At 32.7% G+C, this 16,581-nt stretch carries 14 protein-coding genes; 6 read left to right on the top strand and 8 right to left on the bottom strand.

Going from position 1 to position 16,581, the window contains the following annotated elements; genetic code table 11:
- Window positions 1–344: 344 nt before the first annotated feature.
- On the top strand, window positions 345–1,961 hold the full coding sequence (gene pafA / locus KHA90_RS20280) for an alkaline phosphatase PafA (protein WP_213305635.1): 1,617 nt from the start codon (window positions 345–347) through the stop codon (window positions 1,959–1,961).
- A gap of 133 nt (window positions 1,962–2,094) precedes the next feature.
- Here pafA and ald read toward each other — a convergent pair whose 3' ends face one another.
- Window positions 2,095–3,213 carry an alanine dehydrogenase gene (gene ald / locus KHA90_RS20275; RefSeq protein ID WP_213305632.1) on the bottom strand — a complete coding sequence of 373 codons (1,119 nt, stop codon included), beginning with the start codon at window positions 3,211–3,213 and terminating at the stop codon, window positions 2,095–2,097.
- A gap of 198 nt (window positions 3,214–3,411) precedes the next feature.
- On the opposite strand from ald, the gene KHA90_RS20270 reads away from it, so the two are divergent.
- Entirely contained in the window at window positions 3,412–3,870 is a 459-nt protein-coding gene (locus KHA90_RS20270; RefSeq protein WP_055095431.1) for an Lrp/AsnC family transcriptional regulator, read from the top strand.
- A gap of 62 nt (window positions 3,871–3,932) precedes the next feature.
- Here the strand turns inward: KHA90_RS20270 and KHA90_RS20265 are convergent, their stop codons facing one another.
- Window positions 3,933–5,381, bottom strand: a complete 1,449-nt coding sequence (locus tag KHA90_RS20265) for a glyceraldehyde-3-phosphate dehydrogenase (RefSeq protein ID WP_213305629.1) — start codon at window positions 5,379–5,381, stop codon at window positions 3,933–3,935.
- 207 nt (window positions 5,382–5,588) lie between these two features.
- On the bottom strand, window positions 5,589–6,989 hold the full coding sequence (locus KHA90_RS20260) for a trypsin-like peptidase domain-containing protein (RefSeq protein WP_213305627.1): 1,401 nt from the start codon (window positions 6,987–6,989) through the stop codon (window positions 5,589–5,591).
- Window positions 6,990–7,128: 139 nt separating this feature from the next.
- On the opposite strand from KHA90_RS20260, the gene dapF reads away from it, so the two are divergent.
- The 4 genes from dapF (at window position 7,129) to KHA90_RS20240 (ending at window position 10,713) form a co-directional block, all read left to right on the top strand.
- Window positions 7,129–7,911, top strand: a complete 783-nt coding sequence (dapF, locus tag KHA90_RS20255) for a diaminopimelate epimerase (RefSeq protein WP_213305624.1) — start codon at window positions 7,129–7,131, stop codon at window positions 7,909–7,911.
- A gap of 47 nt (window positions 7,912–7,958) precedes the next feature.
- Window positions 7,959–8,492, top strand: a complete 534-nt coding sequence (locus KHA90_RS20250) for a GNAT family N-acetyltransferase (protein ID WP_213305611.1) — start codon at window positions 7,959–7,961, stop codon at window positions 8,490–8,492.
- Window positions 8,493–8,503: 11 nt separating this feature from the next.
- Window positions 8,504–9,544: an endolytic transglycosylase MltG gene (gene mltG / locus KHA90_RS20245; protein ID WP_213305608.1), complete on the top strand. Its 1,041-nt coding sequence runs from the start codon at window positions 8,504–8,506 to the stop codon at window positions 9,542–9,544.
- 521 nt (window positions 9,545–10,065) lie between these two features.
- Window positions 10,066–10,713, top strand: coding sequence for a peptidoglycan-binding protein LysM (locus KHA90_RS20240; protein WP_213305606.1), 648 nt, complete (start codon window positions 10,066–10,068; stop codon window positions 10,711–10,713).
- A gap of 55 nt (window positions 10,714–10,768) precedes the next feature.
- Here the strand turns inward: KHA90_RS20240 and scpA are convergent, their stop codons facing one another.
- The 5 genes from scpA to KHA90_RS20215 form a co-directional block, all read right to left on the bottom strand.
- Window positions 10,769–12,910, bottom strand: coding sequence for a methylmalonyl-CoA mutase (scpA, locus tag KHA90_RS20235; protein ID WP_213305603.1), 2,142 nt, complete (start codon window positions 12,908–12,910; stop codon window positions 10,769–10,771).
- A gap of 49 nt (window positions 12,911–12,959) precedes the next feature.
- Window positions 12,960–14,324, bottom strand: coding sequence for a methylmalonyl-CoA mutase subunit beta (locus tag KHA90_RS20230; RefSeq protein WP_213305598.1), 1,365 nt, complete (start codon window positions 14,322–14,324; stop codon window positions 12,960–12,962).
- 15 nt (window positions 14,325–14,339) lie between these two features.
- Entirely contained in the window at window positions 14,340–14,675 is a 336-nt protein-coding gene (locus KHA90_RS20225) for an FtsB family cell division protein (RefSeq protein WP_213305595.1), read from the bottom strand.
- Between the two features lie 132 nt (window positions 14,676–14,807).
- Window positions 14,808–15,416, bottom strand: coding sequence for a uridine kinase (gene udk / locus KHA90_RS20220; protein WP_213305592.1), 609 nt, complete (start codon window positions 15,414–15,416; stop codon window positions 14,808–14,810).
- A gap of 276 nt (window positions 15,417–15,692) precedes the next feature.
- Window positions 15,693–16,574, bottom strand: coding sequence for an SDR family oxidoreductase (locus tag KHA90_RS20215; RefSeq protein ID WP_213305589.1), 882 nt, complete (start codon window positions 16,572–16,574; stop codon window positions 15,693–15,695).
- Between the last annotated feature and the right edge of the window lie 7 nt (window positions 16,575–16,581).

Genomic DNA, 16,581 nt, shown 5'->3' with positions numbered 1-16,581 from the left:
GAGTAGTTAAGCCCGCCTGCGCAGATGGTACTGCAGTTATGTGGGAGAGTATGTCGTCGCCTTTCTTTTTAAAATCCTCATCATTATTTGATGAGGATTTTTTTTTGTTTTAAAAAACTTCATTTTTTCTATTTCGTAACATTAAGAATCAATGCGAAAACGGATCAGGTTCCAAAATTTAGTGGACAGCCTCACCCAAAGGAAACGCCATAATGATTATTCATAATTAAATTTATTTATGTGAAGTTCTGTTAAATTACAGTCAATTTTGACTTTTAAATTAATGCGTGTTAGCCTATCTAAATGTGAATATGTATTTTTGTATTAAATATTATAATTTAAGTATGAAAAAAAGTATTGTATTGTTGACACTGTTTGTTATCTCAAATTTAAGTGCTCAACAGCGTCCTAAGTTGGTAGTAGGTATTGTAGTAGACCAAATGAAAATGGAATATTTATATAGATTTTCAGATGATTTTTTACCGAATGGATTTAAAAGATTAATAGATAATGGGTATGTTTTTCAGAATATGCATTATAATTATATGCCAACTTATACAGCTCCTGGACATGCTTCAATTTATACAGGTACGACTCCTGCGACGCATGGAATTGTAGGTAACGAATGGTTTAGCAGAACGCTTGGAAAAGAAATGTATTGTACTGACGATGCCAGTGTAAAAACAGTGGGTGATGGAACACCTGAAGAGGGTGCAATGTCACCAAAAAACCTACAGAGTACTACTATTACTGATGAAGTAAGAATGGCTACTAATTTTCAAGGAAAAGTTATTGCTATGAGCCTTAAAGATCGTGGAGCTATTTTGCCAGCAGGTCATTTTGCAAATTGGGCTTTTTGGTATAGTAAAACTGGTTCTTTTATCTCTAGTAGTTTTTATGGAGAAAAGCTGCCGGAATGGGTTTCCCAATTCAATAGCGAGAAACATTATATGCCTTATATCAATAAAGGTTGGGATTTGTATAAGCCAGCTTCTACTTATAATGAGAGCTTACCGGATAATAATCCATATGAAGGAAAATTATACGGAAGTGTTGCGCCAGTTTTTCCTTATGATTTAAAAAAGATGTATGAGAAAAATGATGCTGGAATTTTAAGAGCAACTCCTTTCGGTAATGATTTGTTGGCTGAATTCGCCATGAAAGCTATTGAAAAGGAAGAGTTAGGTAAAGATAATATTACTGACTTTTTAACAGTAAGTTTTTCCTCTACAGATTATGTAGGTCATTTATTAGGACCGCGTTCTATGGAACTTCAGGATACTTATTTAAGATTGGATCAAACAATCGCTGACTTTTTGAATTACTTAGACAAAACTGTTGGGAAAGATAATTACTTACTGTTCTTAACCGCCGATCACGCTGGTGCTGAAAATGTAATTTATTTAAAAGATCATAAATATAATGTAGATAATTATCCATCAAAAGACGTGAAAAAGAGTTTGCAGGATTTTTCAACTAAAACATTTGGAGTTGATTTAATTCAAAATTATTCTAATTTTAATGTTTTTTTTAATAAACAGATTATAAAAGATAAAACTTTGGATTTAGTAAAAGTAAAACAAGCTTTTAAAGAATTCTTAATATCACAACCGCAAGTTAAAAAAGTTTATACTGAAGAAGAGATTTTGGCTAATTCTGGTAACGATTATTACTTGAATTTCGTAGCAAAAGGTTACGATGTAACTCAGAATGGTGATTTGGTTATTATAGATAAGCCTGGTGACATTGAATACTCAATTACAGGAACTTCACACGGTACACCGTACAGTTATGATACTCATGTACCTGCTATTTTTTACGGATGGCATATTAAAAAAGGGGAATCGTATGACAAAAAGGCTATTACTGAAATTGCTCCAACAATAGCACAGAAAATTAAAGTTAGCTTTCCAAATGGAACTGAAGCAAAAGTGTTGCAAGAGGTTTTGGATGAGAAATAAATAGTTTTACTGAATAGTAAACAAAAAACCTGTCATTAATTATGACAGGTTTTTTTTGGTCAAAAAAAAAGCTTTTCAATTAAGAAAAGCCTTTTAAATAGTGTTTTAGTAAGCACCTATTATAATGTTAGCACTATGCGTTTGCTAACACTATTTCTTCATTGAAAGGAAGATTCCAAGCTTCGGCAACTCCTTTATAAAGAATTTTTCCGTTAGCAATGTTTAATCCTTTTTTCAATTCTTCGTTTTCGTTACAAGCTTTTTCCCAACCTTTATTTGCTAATTGTACAGCATAAGGCAAAGTAGCATTAGTTAAAGCTAATGTCGATGTGTAAGGAACAGCTCCCGGCATATTTGCTACGCAGTAGTGAACGATATCATCAATAATAAAAGTTGGATTTTCATGAGTTGTCGGAGTACAAGTTTCAATACATCCACCTTGGTCTACTGCAACGTCAACTACTACTGTTCCGGGACGCATTAATTTAAGCATGTCACGAGTAATCAAGTGAGGTGCTTTTGCTCCTGGAATTAAAACTGCTCCAACAATTAAATCAGCTGTAGTAATTGCTTTTGTGATGTTGTAATGGTTAGACATTTCTGTATTTACGTTTGCAGGCATAATATCATCTAAATAACGTAAACGTGGTAAACTTAAATCCATGATAGTTACCTGAGCGCCTAATCCAGCAGCCATTTTTGCAGCTTGAGTTCCAACGATTCCTCCACCTAAAACTAAAACTTTAGCTGGTGGCACACCTGGAACTCCGCCTAAAAGAATTCCTCTTCCTTTTAATGGTTTTTCAAGATATTTTGCTCCCTGTTGAATAGCCATACGACCAGCAACTTCAGACATTGGAACTAATAATGGCAAACTACGATCTGTTTTTTCTACAGTTTCATAAGCTAAACATACAGCGCCTTTTTCAAGCATAGCGTGAGTTAATGGCTCTGATGAAGCAAAGTGAAAGTAAGTAAATAATAATTGATCTTTTTTAATTAAAGGATATTCAGAAGCTATTGGTTCTTTTACTTTAATGATCATTTCAGCAATCGCATATACTTCTTCAATAGTTGCTAAAACTACTGCACCAGCATCAGCATATTCCTGATCAGTAAAACCACTTCCTAAACCAGCAGTTGCCTGAACATATACAACATGTCCGTGTTTTTTCATTTCAGAAACACCTGCAGGAGTTAAAGCCACACGGTTTTCGTTGTTTTTTATTTCTTTTGGAACACCTATTATCATTTTGTTATCGTTTTTTGTTTATTTAAATTCTTTTACAAAACTACAGATAGAGAATATATTATTGATTAAAGACTAATAAATAAGAAAATATTATTTTATTTGATACTTTTACAGAAAAATATTCTTTTTGAGAGCACTTCGACTTCCTTAAAAAGAAAAAACGACTAAATTTTATTAATCATAGAAAACGTTTTCGTTATGGCTTTAGATGAAATTGACAAAAAAATCTTACGACTTTTACAGGAAAATGCGCACTACACTTTAAAAGATATTGCAAACAAAATAAACTTGTCATTGACACCTGTTCATGATCGTGTTAAACGTCTTGAAAAAGAAGGTGTTATTGAAAAATATGTTTCGATTTTGAATAAGAAAAAGCTGGGTAACAATCTCACCGTTTATTGTCAGGTCACGCTAACAAAACAAACGTATGATACTTCGGAAGGATTTAATCAATCGATTTTGAATTTACCGGAAGTTGTCGAATGTAATTATGTGTCTGGAAACTTCGACTATATGTTAAAAATCATAATTCCGGATATGGAAAGTTATCATCAGTTCCATCAAAAAAAATTATCTGTCTTGCCGGAGGTATCACTAATAAATACTGTTTTTGTTATTTCTGAAGTAAAGAGTACAACGGTTTTACCAATATAATTTTAAACATAAAGCCACCAAGTAAACTTGATGGCTTTAGAAATAGTTGGTTTTAAGGTATATTAATAGTAAGTAAAACGTCTTACTTTGGCAATATATTTTGCCAATCTTATAACTTGATGGCTGTAACCAAACTCGTTGTCGTACCAAATATAAAGCACAATATTTTTTCCATCTTTTGATACAATGGTAGCATTGCTATCGTAAATTGAAGGAGCAGATGTTCCAACAATATCAGATGAAACCAATTCGTTATTTAAGGAATATTTTATTTGCTCTACCAATTCACCTTCAAGAGCATATTTTTTCATTATTTTATTTATAGCAGCAATAGAAGTTGCTTTTTTAACTTCTAAGTTCATAACCACTAAAGATCCATTTGGAACCGGAACACGAATAGCGTTTGAAGTTAATTTTCCTTCTAAAGATGGTAATGTTTTTGCAACAGCACTTCCTGCACCAGTTTCGGTAATGACCATATTGAGGGCGGCAGCTCTTCCGCGACGGTATTTTTTATGCATATTGTCTACCAGATTCTGATCATTTGTGTAGGCGTGAATCGTTTCTAAATGCCCTTTTACAACTCCTAGAGTATCTTCGATAGCTTTTAAAACCGGAGTTATAGCATTTGTAGTACAGGAAGCAGCAGAAAAAATGTTGATTTCGTCAGGATTATATTCGTTATGATTTACTCCGTGAACAATATTCGGAATACCTTTTCCAGGTGCGGTTAATAAAACTTTGCTAACCCCTTGTGAAGTCAAATGTCTTTTTAAAGCTTCTTCAGTAGTAAAAACTCCTGTATTGTCAATTATTAATGCGTCCTTAATTTCATATTGTGTATAATCAATTTCTTCAGGAGAATTAGCTGTAATCATGTGTACAGTAGTTCCGTTTATAATCAAAGAATTGTTTTTGTGATCAGCGATAACAGATCCCTGAAAATCTCCGTGAATAGAATCATAACGCAATAGAGAAGCTCGTTTCTCTAAAGTTGATGCATCATTTTTGTCGCGGGTCACAATTGCTCTCAAGCGCAATTGATTTCCTTTTCCGGTTTTAGACATTAATTCTCGTGCTAATAATCTGCCAATTCTTCCAAAACCATATAAAACAACATCTTTTGGCTGAATTTCTTCAGATGATTTAGCTTTTTTCAATTTGTCCATTACAAAATATCTCGCATCCGGATATTTTTCTTCTTCTAAACCATATTCATAAGTCAGTTTTCCAAGATCTAATTTTGCAGGCGGAAGATCTAATGATAAAACAACTTTTGCGATTTCAACTGAGTCAAAAATAGTGATTGGCTTACCCACAAATTCACCGGCATATTGATGCAGATTGATAATATCGCTGACATTTTTATCCAATAATTGATTTTTGAATAATACCATTTCTATGGATTTGTCATACCATAAATCACTTATGATTTTAATTAATTCGACACCGGCTCTTCTTCGGTCGACTTGTAATGATACCTCTTTTTGGTACAAAGATTTTTTGCTCATAATGATTAAATTGAAAAAATAAATACACGAATATTTTTAAATTTTGCGCAAAAGTATCCATTTCAATCGATTTCGTAAGCTATTTTAGGATTTATTTTTGAAAAATAAAAAAAGCCACCTTATTTCTAAGATGGCTTTTTTTGAGCTTTCAGTCTCAGTCTCAGTTAGCAGTTTTTTGCGACTGAATACTGCGACTGTAAACTGTGATTAAATAATAATTCTAAGAATTTCTCCATTTTTATTTATCATTTCAAGACGCATACTTTGTCCTTCGTCTTTTTTATTTATCAGTTTAGAAACTGTCTCAATATTTGTCGCTTTTACATTATCAATACTTAAAATAATGTTGCCTTGTAATTCGTTTTGATATTGCATTAAATTTTCATTATTAATGCTTCTGATTTTTACACCATAATCAATTTTAAATTTCTTTTTATCAGCAGCATCAATGTTTTCTAATTCTATTCCTTTAAATTCCGTGCTATAAAATTCATTTTTACTTAAAGTCACGGGAACAGTTTTAGTTTTTCCTTCTTTTACATAAGTGACTTTAACAACATCATTTGGTCGTTTTGTATTTATATATCCTGAAAGATCAGCATATGTCGCAATATTTTGATCATCAAGTTTTATAATTATATCTCCTTTGCCTAGTCCTGCTTTTTCAGCTCCGGAATTTTTAGAAACTTTACTAATATAAAAACCCTGTGTTTCGGTAACGCCCAATTCTTTTGAAGCAGTGCTATTTAGTTCGCCACCTTCAACACCCAGAATTCCTCTTTGAACATTTCCAAATTCCATAATATCTTCGATAATTTTTCGGGCAATATTTGAAGGAACTGCAAACGAATATCCAACATAAGAACCAGTCATTGACGAAATCATCGTGTTAATTCCAATCAATTCTCCTCTTGTATTTACCAATGCGCCACCACTATTTCCAGGATTTACTGCAGCATCAGTCTGAATAAAAGACTGGATTCCGTTTGTGTCTAAATTTCTGGCTTTCGCCGAAACAATCCCGGCAGTTACAGTTGAAGTCAAATTATAAGGGTTTCCAACTGCCAAAACCCATTCTCCAATTTTTACAGAATCAGAATTAGCAAAAGCGGTATAAGGTAATTTTTCATCAGCATCGATTTTTAATAATGCGATATCCATTTTAGAATCAGTACCAATTAATTTTGCCTTATATGACTTTTTATTGTTTAAGGTAATTTCGATTTCCGTTGCATCTTTAATAACGTGATTATTGGTTACAATATATCCATCTTCAGAAATAATAACACCAGATCCCGTTCCAACTTGTTCTTGCTGTTGTTGACCTCCATAACCATAGAAAAATTCCATCATAGGATTACTAACTGTTCTTCGGGAAACATTTTTTACGTGAACAACTGTATGAATCGTTCTATCAGCAGCAGCTGTAAAATCGACAGTTTCGGCAGATAAAGCTACATTTCGACCAAATGAATTGGGAGCAAGAGTAACAACAGAATTTCCTCTTCCAAAAAAAGAATTGTTGCTTTCAAATAATAACTTGTAAGCACCAAGGGTAATAGCGCCACTAAGAAGTGAAACTAAAAATAAGGCTGAAAATCTTTTCATATTACAATTTATGTTTTAGGTTATTTTAGAGTAAAAATAATTCAAAAATTTGTCCAACAAAACGCTTTAACTCTCTTTAACATTGATTAACATTTCATTAATTATTTGTTCGTACTTTTGTGTTATTAATGAGAGAAAAATGCAAATAGAATTTTATAAATATCAAGGTACCGGAAACGATTTTGTAATGATTGATAACCGTTCAGAATTTTTTCCAAAAGAAGACATTAAACTAATTGAGCGTTTATGCGACAGACGTTTCGGAATAGGGGCTGACGGACTTATTTTACTGGAAAATGATGGCGAAACTGATTTCAGAATGGTGTATTATAATTCAGATGGAAATCAGAGTTCAATGTGCGGAAATGGCGGTCGTTGTTTAGTAGCTTTTGCAAATCAATTAGGAGTGATTGACAATAAAACTACCTTTATTGCCACAGATGGTTTACATCATGCTTCAGTAGGAGATGATGCCATTATTTCATTACAAATGATTGACGTAGATCAAGTACAAAAAAATGATTCATATACTTTTTTAAATACAGGTTCTCCGCATCATGTTCAAATTGTTGAAGACTTAGAACATTATAATGTAAAAGATAACGGAGCAGCAATTCGATATGGTGAATTATATGGAGAAAAAGGAAGCAACATCAATTTTGTAAAAAAAGTTGATGACAGTACTTTTTCACTTCGTACCTATGAAAGAGGAGTTGAAGATGAAACTTTGGCTTGTGGAACAGGAGCAACAGCGGTTGCAATTGCTATGAATGCGATTGGTCAAACAGATCAAACTTCGATTAATTTGAATGTTGAAGGAGGAAAACTTATTGTTTCTTTTGATAAATTAGGAGAACATTTTACAAATGTTTTTTTAACCGGACCAGCAAAATTTGTTTTTAAAGGAACAATAGGGATTTAAATTCCAAAAATGAATTTCCAAATCTAAAATCATCAATCTACAATAAAATGATCACACTCAAAGGCGAAAATATTTATTTGCGTGCATTAGAACCTAATGATTTAGAGTTTGTTTATGCAATGGAAAACGATGAAAGCATTTGGGAAGTCAGTAATACACAAACACCTTATAGCCGATTTTTAGTGCGTCAATATCTTGAAAATGCACAACAGGATATTTATGAAGCGAAGCAATTGCGATTGGCAATTTGTCAGGAGCAGGATTTTCCGGCTATTGGTTTGATTGATTTATTTGAGTTTGATCCTAAAAATAATAGGGCGGGAATTGGTATTGTGATTCAAAAGGATGAGAACAAAAAGCAAAACATTGGATCTGAAGCTTTAGAACTTTTAATTAGGTATTCCTTTCATAATTTAAATTTACATCAATTATATGCAAATATTGCTGTAGGAAATGTAGCAAGTATAGCTCTTTTTACTAAATTTGGCTTTGAGAAAATAGGAATTAAAAAAGATTGGATTTTGCTGAATAACCACTATCAAGACGAAGCAATTTTTCAATTAATTAACAAACAAATTTAAAATTTTATACTTTGAGCATAAAAAAAATCATCACGATAGCAGCTGTAGCCGTAATTTCAGTTTTAATGATTTATGGATTTATTTTAATTAATAAAATTTTCAGTGCTAATACTAAATTTGAAGAGAAAGAACTTTATGTCCATGTTCCAACAGGAGCAAACTACACCGACGTAAAAAAAATATTAGAACCCTATATTAAAAATTTCGACAATTTTGAAATGGTTGCCGATAAAAGAAGTTATCCTGAAAATGTAAAATCAGGTCGTTTTTTACTAAAAAAAGATATGAATAATATCGATTTGGTTCGTGCTATGCGTTCCAATGTTGCTGTAAAATTGGCTTTTAATAATCAGGAACGTTTAGAGAACTTTGCAGGAAGAGTAGGAACTGAGATCGAAGCAGATAGTTTGTCATTAATGAAAGCAATCAAAGATCCTGCTTTTTTAAAGGAAAATGGTTTTAATGAAGAAAATGTGTTTGCGATGTTTATTCCAAATACATATGAAATCTATTGGAATACTTCAGCAGAAAAATTCCGTGATAAGATGATTAAGGAGTATCATAATTTCTGGACAGCTGAAAGAATTGAAAAAGCAAAAAAACAAGGACTAACTCCGGTTCAGGCTACAATTCTAGCTTCTATAGTTCATAAAGAATCTGTTAAAAAAGATGAAAGACCACGTATTGCCGGCGTTTATTTAAACCGTTTGCGTTTAGAAATGCCTTTACAAGCAGATCCAACCGTTATTTATGCTTTAAAATTAAGAGATAATAATTTTGATCAGGTAATTAAAAGAGTTTTTTATAATGATTTAGTTATGAGGTCTCCATATAATACTTATGTGAATATTGGACTTCCTCCCGGACCAATTGCTATGCCGGATATTACAGCTTTAGAAGCGGTTTTAGATCCTGAGAAGAACGATTATATCTATTTCTGTGCTAGTGTAGAACGTTTTGGATATCATGAATTTGCTTCGACTTATGAGCAGCACCAAATAAATGCAAAAAAATATTCTGACTGGATTGCCAGTCAGGGAGTAACAAGATAATTTTTTATTTTTAAAATGTAATAGAACCGAAGTATAAAGCTTCGGTTTTTTTTTGAAGCTTACTTTAATATCAACATAAAAAAATTAAATGATAGAAGATAAATTGTCAATTAAATTTTTGTTAATTGGTTTACATATTTGTACTTTAATTTATTCTTAAAATTGAATTATGGAGATTTAAATTTTATTTATTTTACAAATTATTTTATTAAAAAACAAATTTTAATGATAAAAATTATATGTAAAAAAACCTAAAATTACGTAAGCTTAATCTTGCTATTTTAACATATTTGATAAAAAAATGATAAAAATTGCATTTTTAGAACTTTTTTTTTGATGCCTTTAGAGTAAAAAACAAATTTCACTTTTGCGCTCGAAAACTGCATCAATAAAGGGATTAGCGTGTTAATTTACATTTCGAAAAACCTGTAAACTACTGATTATCAGTATTGTTTTGTATTTCTTATCTTTGCACCGTAGAAATTTCAAGAGGGTGACAGCTTTTTGAAGAAAAACAATTTATGATAAAGAAATGGTATTTTTATGCGAGTTTAATCGTTATTATTACATTTTTAAGTTTGGGTTTCAAACCCTTTAATCTAGAAACCAAACCTTGGTTTTTAATAGAAAAAACAGATGGATCTGAATACTTATTTCCATCGCAGGAAGAGGATGATTATCCAATTCTAAAAAAGCTAAATGTTCCGTTTACAGGAAAGCGACTTATTGGTTTCAAAGAAGCAGTTGCTTTTAAAGAATCTCAAGGAAAATACCGCTTAGTAAATTCACTTGGTTACATGGGCAAATACCAGTTTGGTTCTAAAGCTTTAAGAGCTATTGGTATTCGAAATGACAAAGCATTTTTAAAAGATCCTGCATTACAAGAAAAAGCATTTATTGCGCTATTGTCCAAAAACAAATGGATTTTGCGTAATGAAATCGAAAAGTACGAAGGAAAAATTATTAGTGGCGTTGAAATTACCGAATCAGGAATTTTGGCAGCTGCACATCTTGGAGGCGCCGGCTCAGTAAAAAACTTTTTTAAAAACAGAGGAAACAGACATTTTAGAGATGCCTATGGAACTTCATTAAAAAGTTATATGAGAGCGTTTGGAGGTTATGATCTTTCTTTTATTGAAGCAGATAGCAATGCTACAATACACGATTAAACATTTAAGTTTAAAATGAAAAAATCCCGAATGATTCGGGATTTTTTTATGCTTTCTAGTCAATTAAAATTTCCAGGATTTTAATAGCTGCTTCGCTTATTTTAGTTCCCGGTCCAAAAACCGCAACGGCGCCCGCATCAAATAGAAATTGATAATCCTGCGCTGGAATTACTCCGCCAACAATTACCATAATATCCTCACGTCCATGCTTTTTAAGTTCATCAATAACTTGTGGGACTAAAGTTTTATGTCCGGCAGCTAATGATGAAACTCCTAAAATATGAACGTCATTTTCAACGGCTTGTTTAGCAGCTTCGGCAGGAGTTTGAAAAAGTGGACCTATATCTACATCAAATCCAACATCTGCATAACCCGTTGCAACTACTTTTGCGCCACGATCATGTCCGTCCTGACCCATTTTGGCAATCATAATTCTGGGACGTCTTCCTTCTTGTTTTGCAAAAGCATCAGCTAACTGTTTTGCCTTTTCAAAATTCTCGTCATTTTTTATTGCTGCACTATACACACCGCTAAAGGATTTAATTTGCGCTTTGTACCTTCCAAAAACACTTTCAAGAGCATCGCTTATTTCACCTAAAGTAGCTCTGTTTCGAGCTGCTTCAATTGCAATTTCTAATAAGTTTCCTTGTCCGGTTTTTGCACAAAGAATTAATTTTTGCAATGATTGATTTACTTTTTCAGTATCTCTATTTGCTTTTATGTTTGAAAGTTGCTCTACTTGCTGTTTACGAACCATTTGATTGTCTACATCTAAAATATGCAGCGGATCTTCTTTTTCTAATCTATATTGATTGACTCCTACAATAATATCCTGACTACTATCTATTCTGGCTTGTTTTCTGGCAGCAGCTTCTTCGATTCTTAATTTAGGAATTCCGGCTTCAATAGCTTTTGTCATTCCGCCTAATTCTTCAACTTCTTCTATTAATTTCCAAGTACTTTTTAGAATCTCATTGGTGAGGTTTTCAACGTAATAACTTCCTCCCCAAGGATCAACTGTTTTAGTAATTTTAGTTTCTTCCTGTAAAAAAATTTGTGTATTACGAGCAATTCGTGCCGAAAAGTCTGTAGGCAATGCAATAGCTTCGTCCAGCGCATTGGTATGTAGAGACTGAGTTCCTCCAAAAGCTGCTGCAGTTGCCTCAATACAAGTTCTTGCCACATTATTAAAAGGATCTTGTTCTGTTAAACTCCATCCGCTTGTTTGGCAATGTGTTCTTAAAGCAAGGGATTTATCACTTTTAGGATTAAATTGCTGTACTAATTTAGCCCAAATCATTCTTCCGGCACGCATTTTAGCGATTTCCATAAAATGATTCATTCCAATTGCCCAAAAGAAAGACAGGCGAGGAGCAAACTCATCAATTGTCATTCCAGTAGAAAGTCCGGTTCTGATATATTCTAAACCATCTGCAAGAGTATAAGCCAATTCGATATCGGCTGTTGCTCCGGCTTCCTGCATATGATATCCTGAAATAGAAATAGAATTGAATTTCGGCATTTTCTTGCTTGTAAATTCAAAAATATCAGCTATAATTTGCATCGAAGGAGTTGGTGGATATATATAGGTATTACGCACCATAAATTCTTTAAGAATATCATTCTGGATCGTTCCGGATAGTTTTTCGATTGCAACACCTTGTTCTTCAGCCGCAACAATATAAAATGCCATAATAGGTAAAACGGCACCGTTCATTGTCATTGAAACAGACATTTCGTCTAACGGAATCTTATCAAACAAAACTTTCATGTCTTCAACAGAATCTATGGCAACTCCTGCTTTGCCAACATCGCCAACAACTCTTTCATGATCTGAATCGTAACCGCGATGCGTTGGTAAATCAAAAGCTATGGAAAGTCCTTTTTGTCCGGCTGCCAGATTTCTTCTGTAAAAAGCATTACTTTCTTCTGCAGTAGAAAATCCTGCATATTGTCTAATTGTCCACGGTCTTCTCACATACATTGTTGCATATGGTCCGCGTAAATTAGGCGCAAAACCAGCTCCAAATTCAAGAAATTCTAAATCCTCAATGTCTTTTTCAGAATAGTTTTTCTTGAGTTCAATTCCTTCGGCTGTGTAAAAGTTTTCAGTTAAAGGCTCAGAGTTATGCGTCTGTTCATCTGACTTTTCACTTTTTAGGTTTAACTTAATATGTTTAAGGTCTTTTCTTATCATGGAAAAACTCTTTTTTTGAGTAGGTTTATTAATTACTTAGAAAATTAATTTATTCAAGTTCCAGTCTTTCCTGTTCCAATTTCTCCGCAAGCCTTTTTTCTATAATTGGAGTAATTAAAGTTTTTCTTGGTTTTATTTTTACAAAAGGAAACAATTCTAAATCATGTTTCATTTTGTCGTCTTTGTTTGGATATTTATTTGTTCCCAGTAAAACTTCTTTTTTAGAATCGAATAATTCCTGCTCTTTTGCCGCACTTTCCTGGATTTTCTTTTTGATAGTTCCGTCGTTTAAAAGTTTAAGGAAACCGCCGTTAGCTTCGATATCTTTAAATAAAGTCAAACTTTTTTCTGCTAATTGTGTCGTAAGGCTTTCTATATAATAACTTCCATCAGCGGGATTATTGACTTTGTCAAAATAACTTTCGTGTTTTAAAACCAATAATTGATTTCTCGCAATTCGGTCACCAAATTCATTGTCCTTATGGTATAAAGAATCGTATGGTAAATTTGCAACAGCATCAGCTCCGCCTAAAATTGCCGACATACATTCGGTTGTAGTACGAAGCATGTTAACATTATAATCGTAAATAGTTTTATTTCGTTTGGTAGGTGTTACCAAAAAATGACATTCTAAATCTGGATTATATTCATTAGCAATTAATTTAAAAAGCATTCGTAAAGCGCGAAGTTTTGCAATTTCAAAAAAATAATTGGTGCCTACTGATATTTGAAAAACAATTGGCTTTGTAATAGTTTGTAAACGATTCAAATATTCGTTTGCATGTGCCAGACTATACGCAATTTGTTGGGTGATATTAGCTCCTGCATTTTGATATAATCCTAAATCAATACTTATTAAAGAAAGATTTGTTGTGGCTTTTGCAATTTTTTCAATCGTTTCAAAGTTGTTTTTATCTGATGTTGTAAACCAGTTTCCTTCTCTTGCAAAATGGCCAATTGGGTCAATATTACAATAAAAAAAAGCTTTTTTCTGAATCGAAATTGTGTCTAATAACTTTACGAAATCGATTGAGATAAACGACAAATTAAAGTAAACAGTTCTGTTTTCTAAAGGAAGAGTTTCTAATAATTTTTGAATATCAATTTTTTCGTTTTCGATAGTAAAACGTAAACTTTCGGCGCCTCTTTCGATCGTATTTAGGGCTCTTTGAACAGATTTGTCGATATCATATACAAAGATGTTTTGACAAATTTTAAAATTTGAAGCTTCAGTTTTTACTGGAACTGCTTTAGAAAATTCATCAATATGATAAAATGGTTTTACCTGAATATCTTCCGGAGAATTCCAGATTACGGTTTCATTATATTCAGCTCCGTCTAATTCAAACTGAATTTTTTGTTTCCATTGTTTGGATGAAATCGGATTAAAATCGTCGAATAGGGTAGTTGCCATTGAATGTTTTTCTGTTTATTCTTTAGTATCTTGAATAGTGTCTCCTTCAAATTGAATGATGTAAATATCTTCGCTGTCTTTTTTCATAAAGTACTTTTCGCGAGCATACTTTTCTATTTGTTCAGGATTTTTAAGTTGTTTGATCTGTTCCTGATCTTTTTTTATTTCGACTTGATAATATTTTTTATTGTCTTGTAATTCATTTATCTGGTTGTCTAAAAAACGATGATCAAAATAAGAGTAATTGTCTAAAAAGAACATCCAAACAATAAAAAACAGTAAAACCCAAACATATTTATTGCTTAGTAATTTAAACCAGCGTTTGCCTTTATATGGATTTTTCATTTTCATTTTTATTTAAACGATTACGTCTTATAATTTCAAGTTATGGCTTTTTTTGCCATAAAAAAATAAAGGCGAGAGCTGGTCCCGATTGCTATCGGGATAGCTCCTAATTTCTATGGAATAAATTTACGATAAAAATTATGAAATTCGTTGATTAATTACAGCCCGGACTACATCAATTGCAACAGTATTGTATTTGTCATTAGGAATAATAATGTCTGCAAAAGCTTTTGATGGCTCGATAAATTGCTCGTGCATAGGCTTTAAAGTGTTTTGGTAACGTGTTAAAACCTCATCGATATCACGTCCGCGTTCTGAAATATCACGTTTTAAACGACGAATTAATCTTTCATCAGAATCTGCGTGAACATAAACTTTAACATCAAAAAGATCACGTAATTCCGGATTTGTCAGGATTAAAATCCCTTCAACGATCATAACTTTTCTTGGATGTGTTGATACGGTATCGTCAGTTCTGTTATGTTGTATGAAAGAATATACCGGCTGATCGATCGTTTCGCCTTCTTTTAAAGCTTTTAAATGTTTTACCAATAACTCAAAATCGATCGCGCGTGGATGATCAAAATTGATTAATGCTCTTTCGTCGAATGACAAATTATGGGTTTCTTTATAGTATGAATCCTGAGAGATTACGCCAACTTCAGTATGTGGCAACTCGTTCATGATTTGATGTACTACTGTTGTTTTTCCACTTCCTGTTCCTCCTGCAATTCCAATAATGAGCATATATTTTTTGTTTGATATTTGTTTGGCAAAAATAATAATTTAAGTGAATTCTCCGGACATATTATTTATTTAAACCATATAAGTAATATAAGTAAATGTAATCAGCAGGATATTTAAACAAAATGGTACTTAACTGAACTTATATTACTTATATGGTTAAAAGATTATTACTTATATGGTGAAAGAATAAAAAAAATCCCGAAAGTAAAACCTTCGGGATTTAGTGCAATCAGTATAGTTTTAAAAAATTATTCTGAATTTAGTAAGCACATAAAATTATTTATTCTTTTTTGCTTTTATCATCATTTCAAGCTGATCCCAAAGTTCTTCCGGAATAGCTTCTAATAAATTGAATTGTCCAGCCCCTTTTAACCATTCGCCACCATCGATTGTAATTACATCACCATTTATATATGCTGAAAAATCAGAAACTAAATAAGCTGCTAAATTGGCTAATTCCTGATGATCGCCAACACGTTTTAAAGGCACTTTTTTTGCCATATCAAACTTTTCGGCAAGATCTCCAGGCAATAATCTGTCCCAAGCGCCTTTTGTTGGGAACGGTCCCGGAGCAATTGCGTTAGAACGAATTCCGTATTTTGCCCATTCTACCGCTAAACTGCGTGTCATGGCTAAAACTCCAGCTTTTGCAGTCGCACTTGGCACAACATAAGCAGATCCTGTCCAGGCGTAAGTGGTGACAATATTTAAAATCGTAGAAGATTTTTGTTTGGTATCAATCCAGTGTTTTCCAAAAGCGAGTGTACAGTTTTTCGAACCTTTAAGTACAATATCGATGACAGTATCAAATGCATTTGCAGATAAACGTTCGGTTGGAGAAATGAAATTTCCGGCTGCATTGTTCAAAAGAACATCTACTTTTCCGAAAGCTTTTAAAACTTCCTGAAGCATATTTTCGACTTCTTCATAATGACGAACGTCACATTGAAGCGGTAAACATTTTCCTCCGGTTTCAGTTTCAAGTTCGGTTGCAGTGGCTTTTAGTTTATCTAAATCTCTTGAAGTAATTGCCACCTGAGCACCTAATTCTAAGAAATATTTAGTCATCGCTTTTCCTAAACCGCTTCCGCCGCCTGTAACTACAATGACTTTACCTTTTAAAGCGTCATCTCTTAACATTTTATCTGTATAGCTCATATTTTTT

It is taken from the genome of Flavobacterium psychroterrae (assembly GCF_018380615.1).
Lineage (GTDB): Bacteria > Bacteroidota > Bacteroidia > Flavobacteriales > Flavobacteriaceae > Flavobacterium > Flavobacterium psychroterrae.
This window is presented reverse-complemented; position numbering and strand designations above follow the sequence as displayed.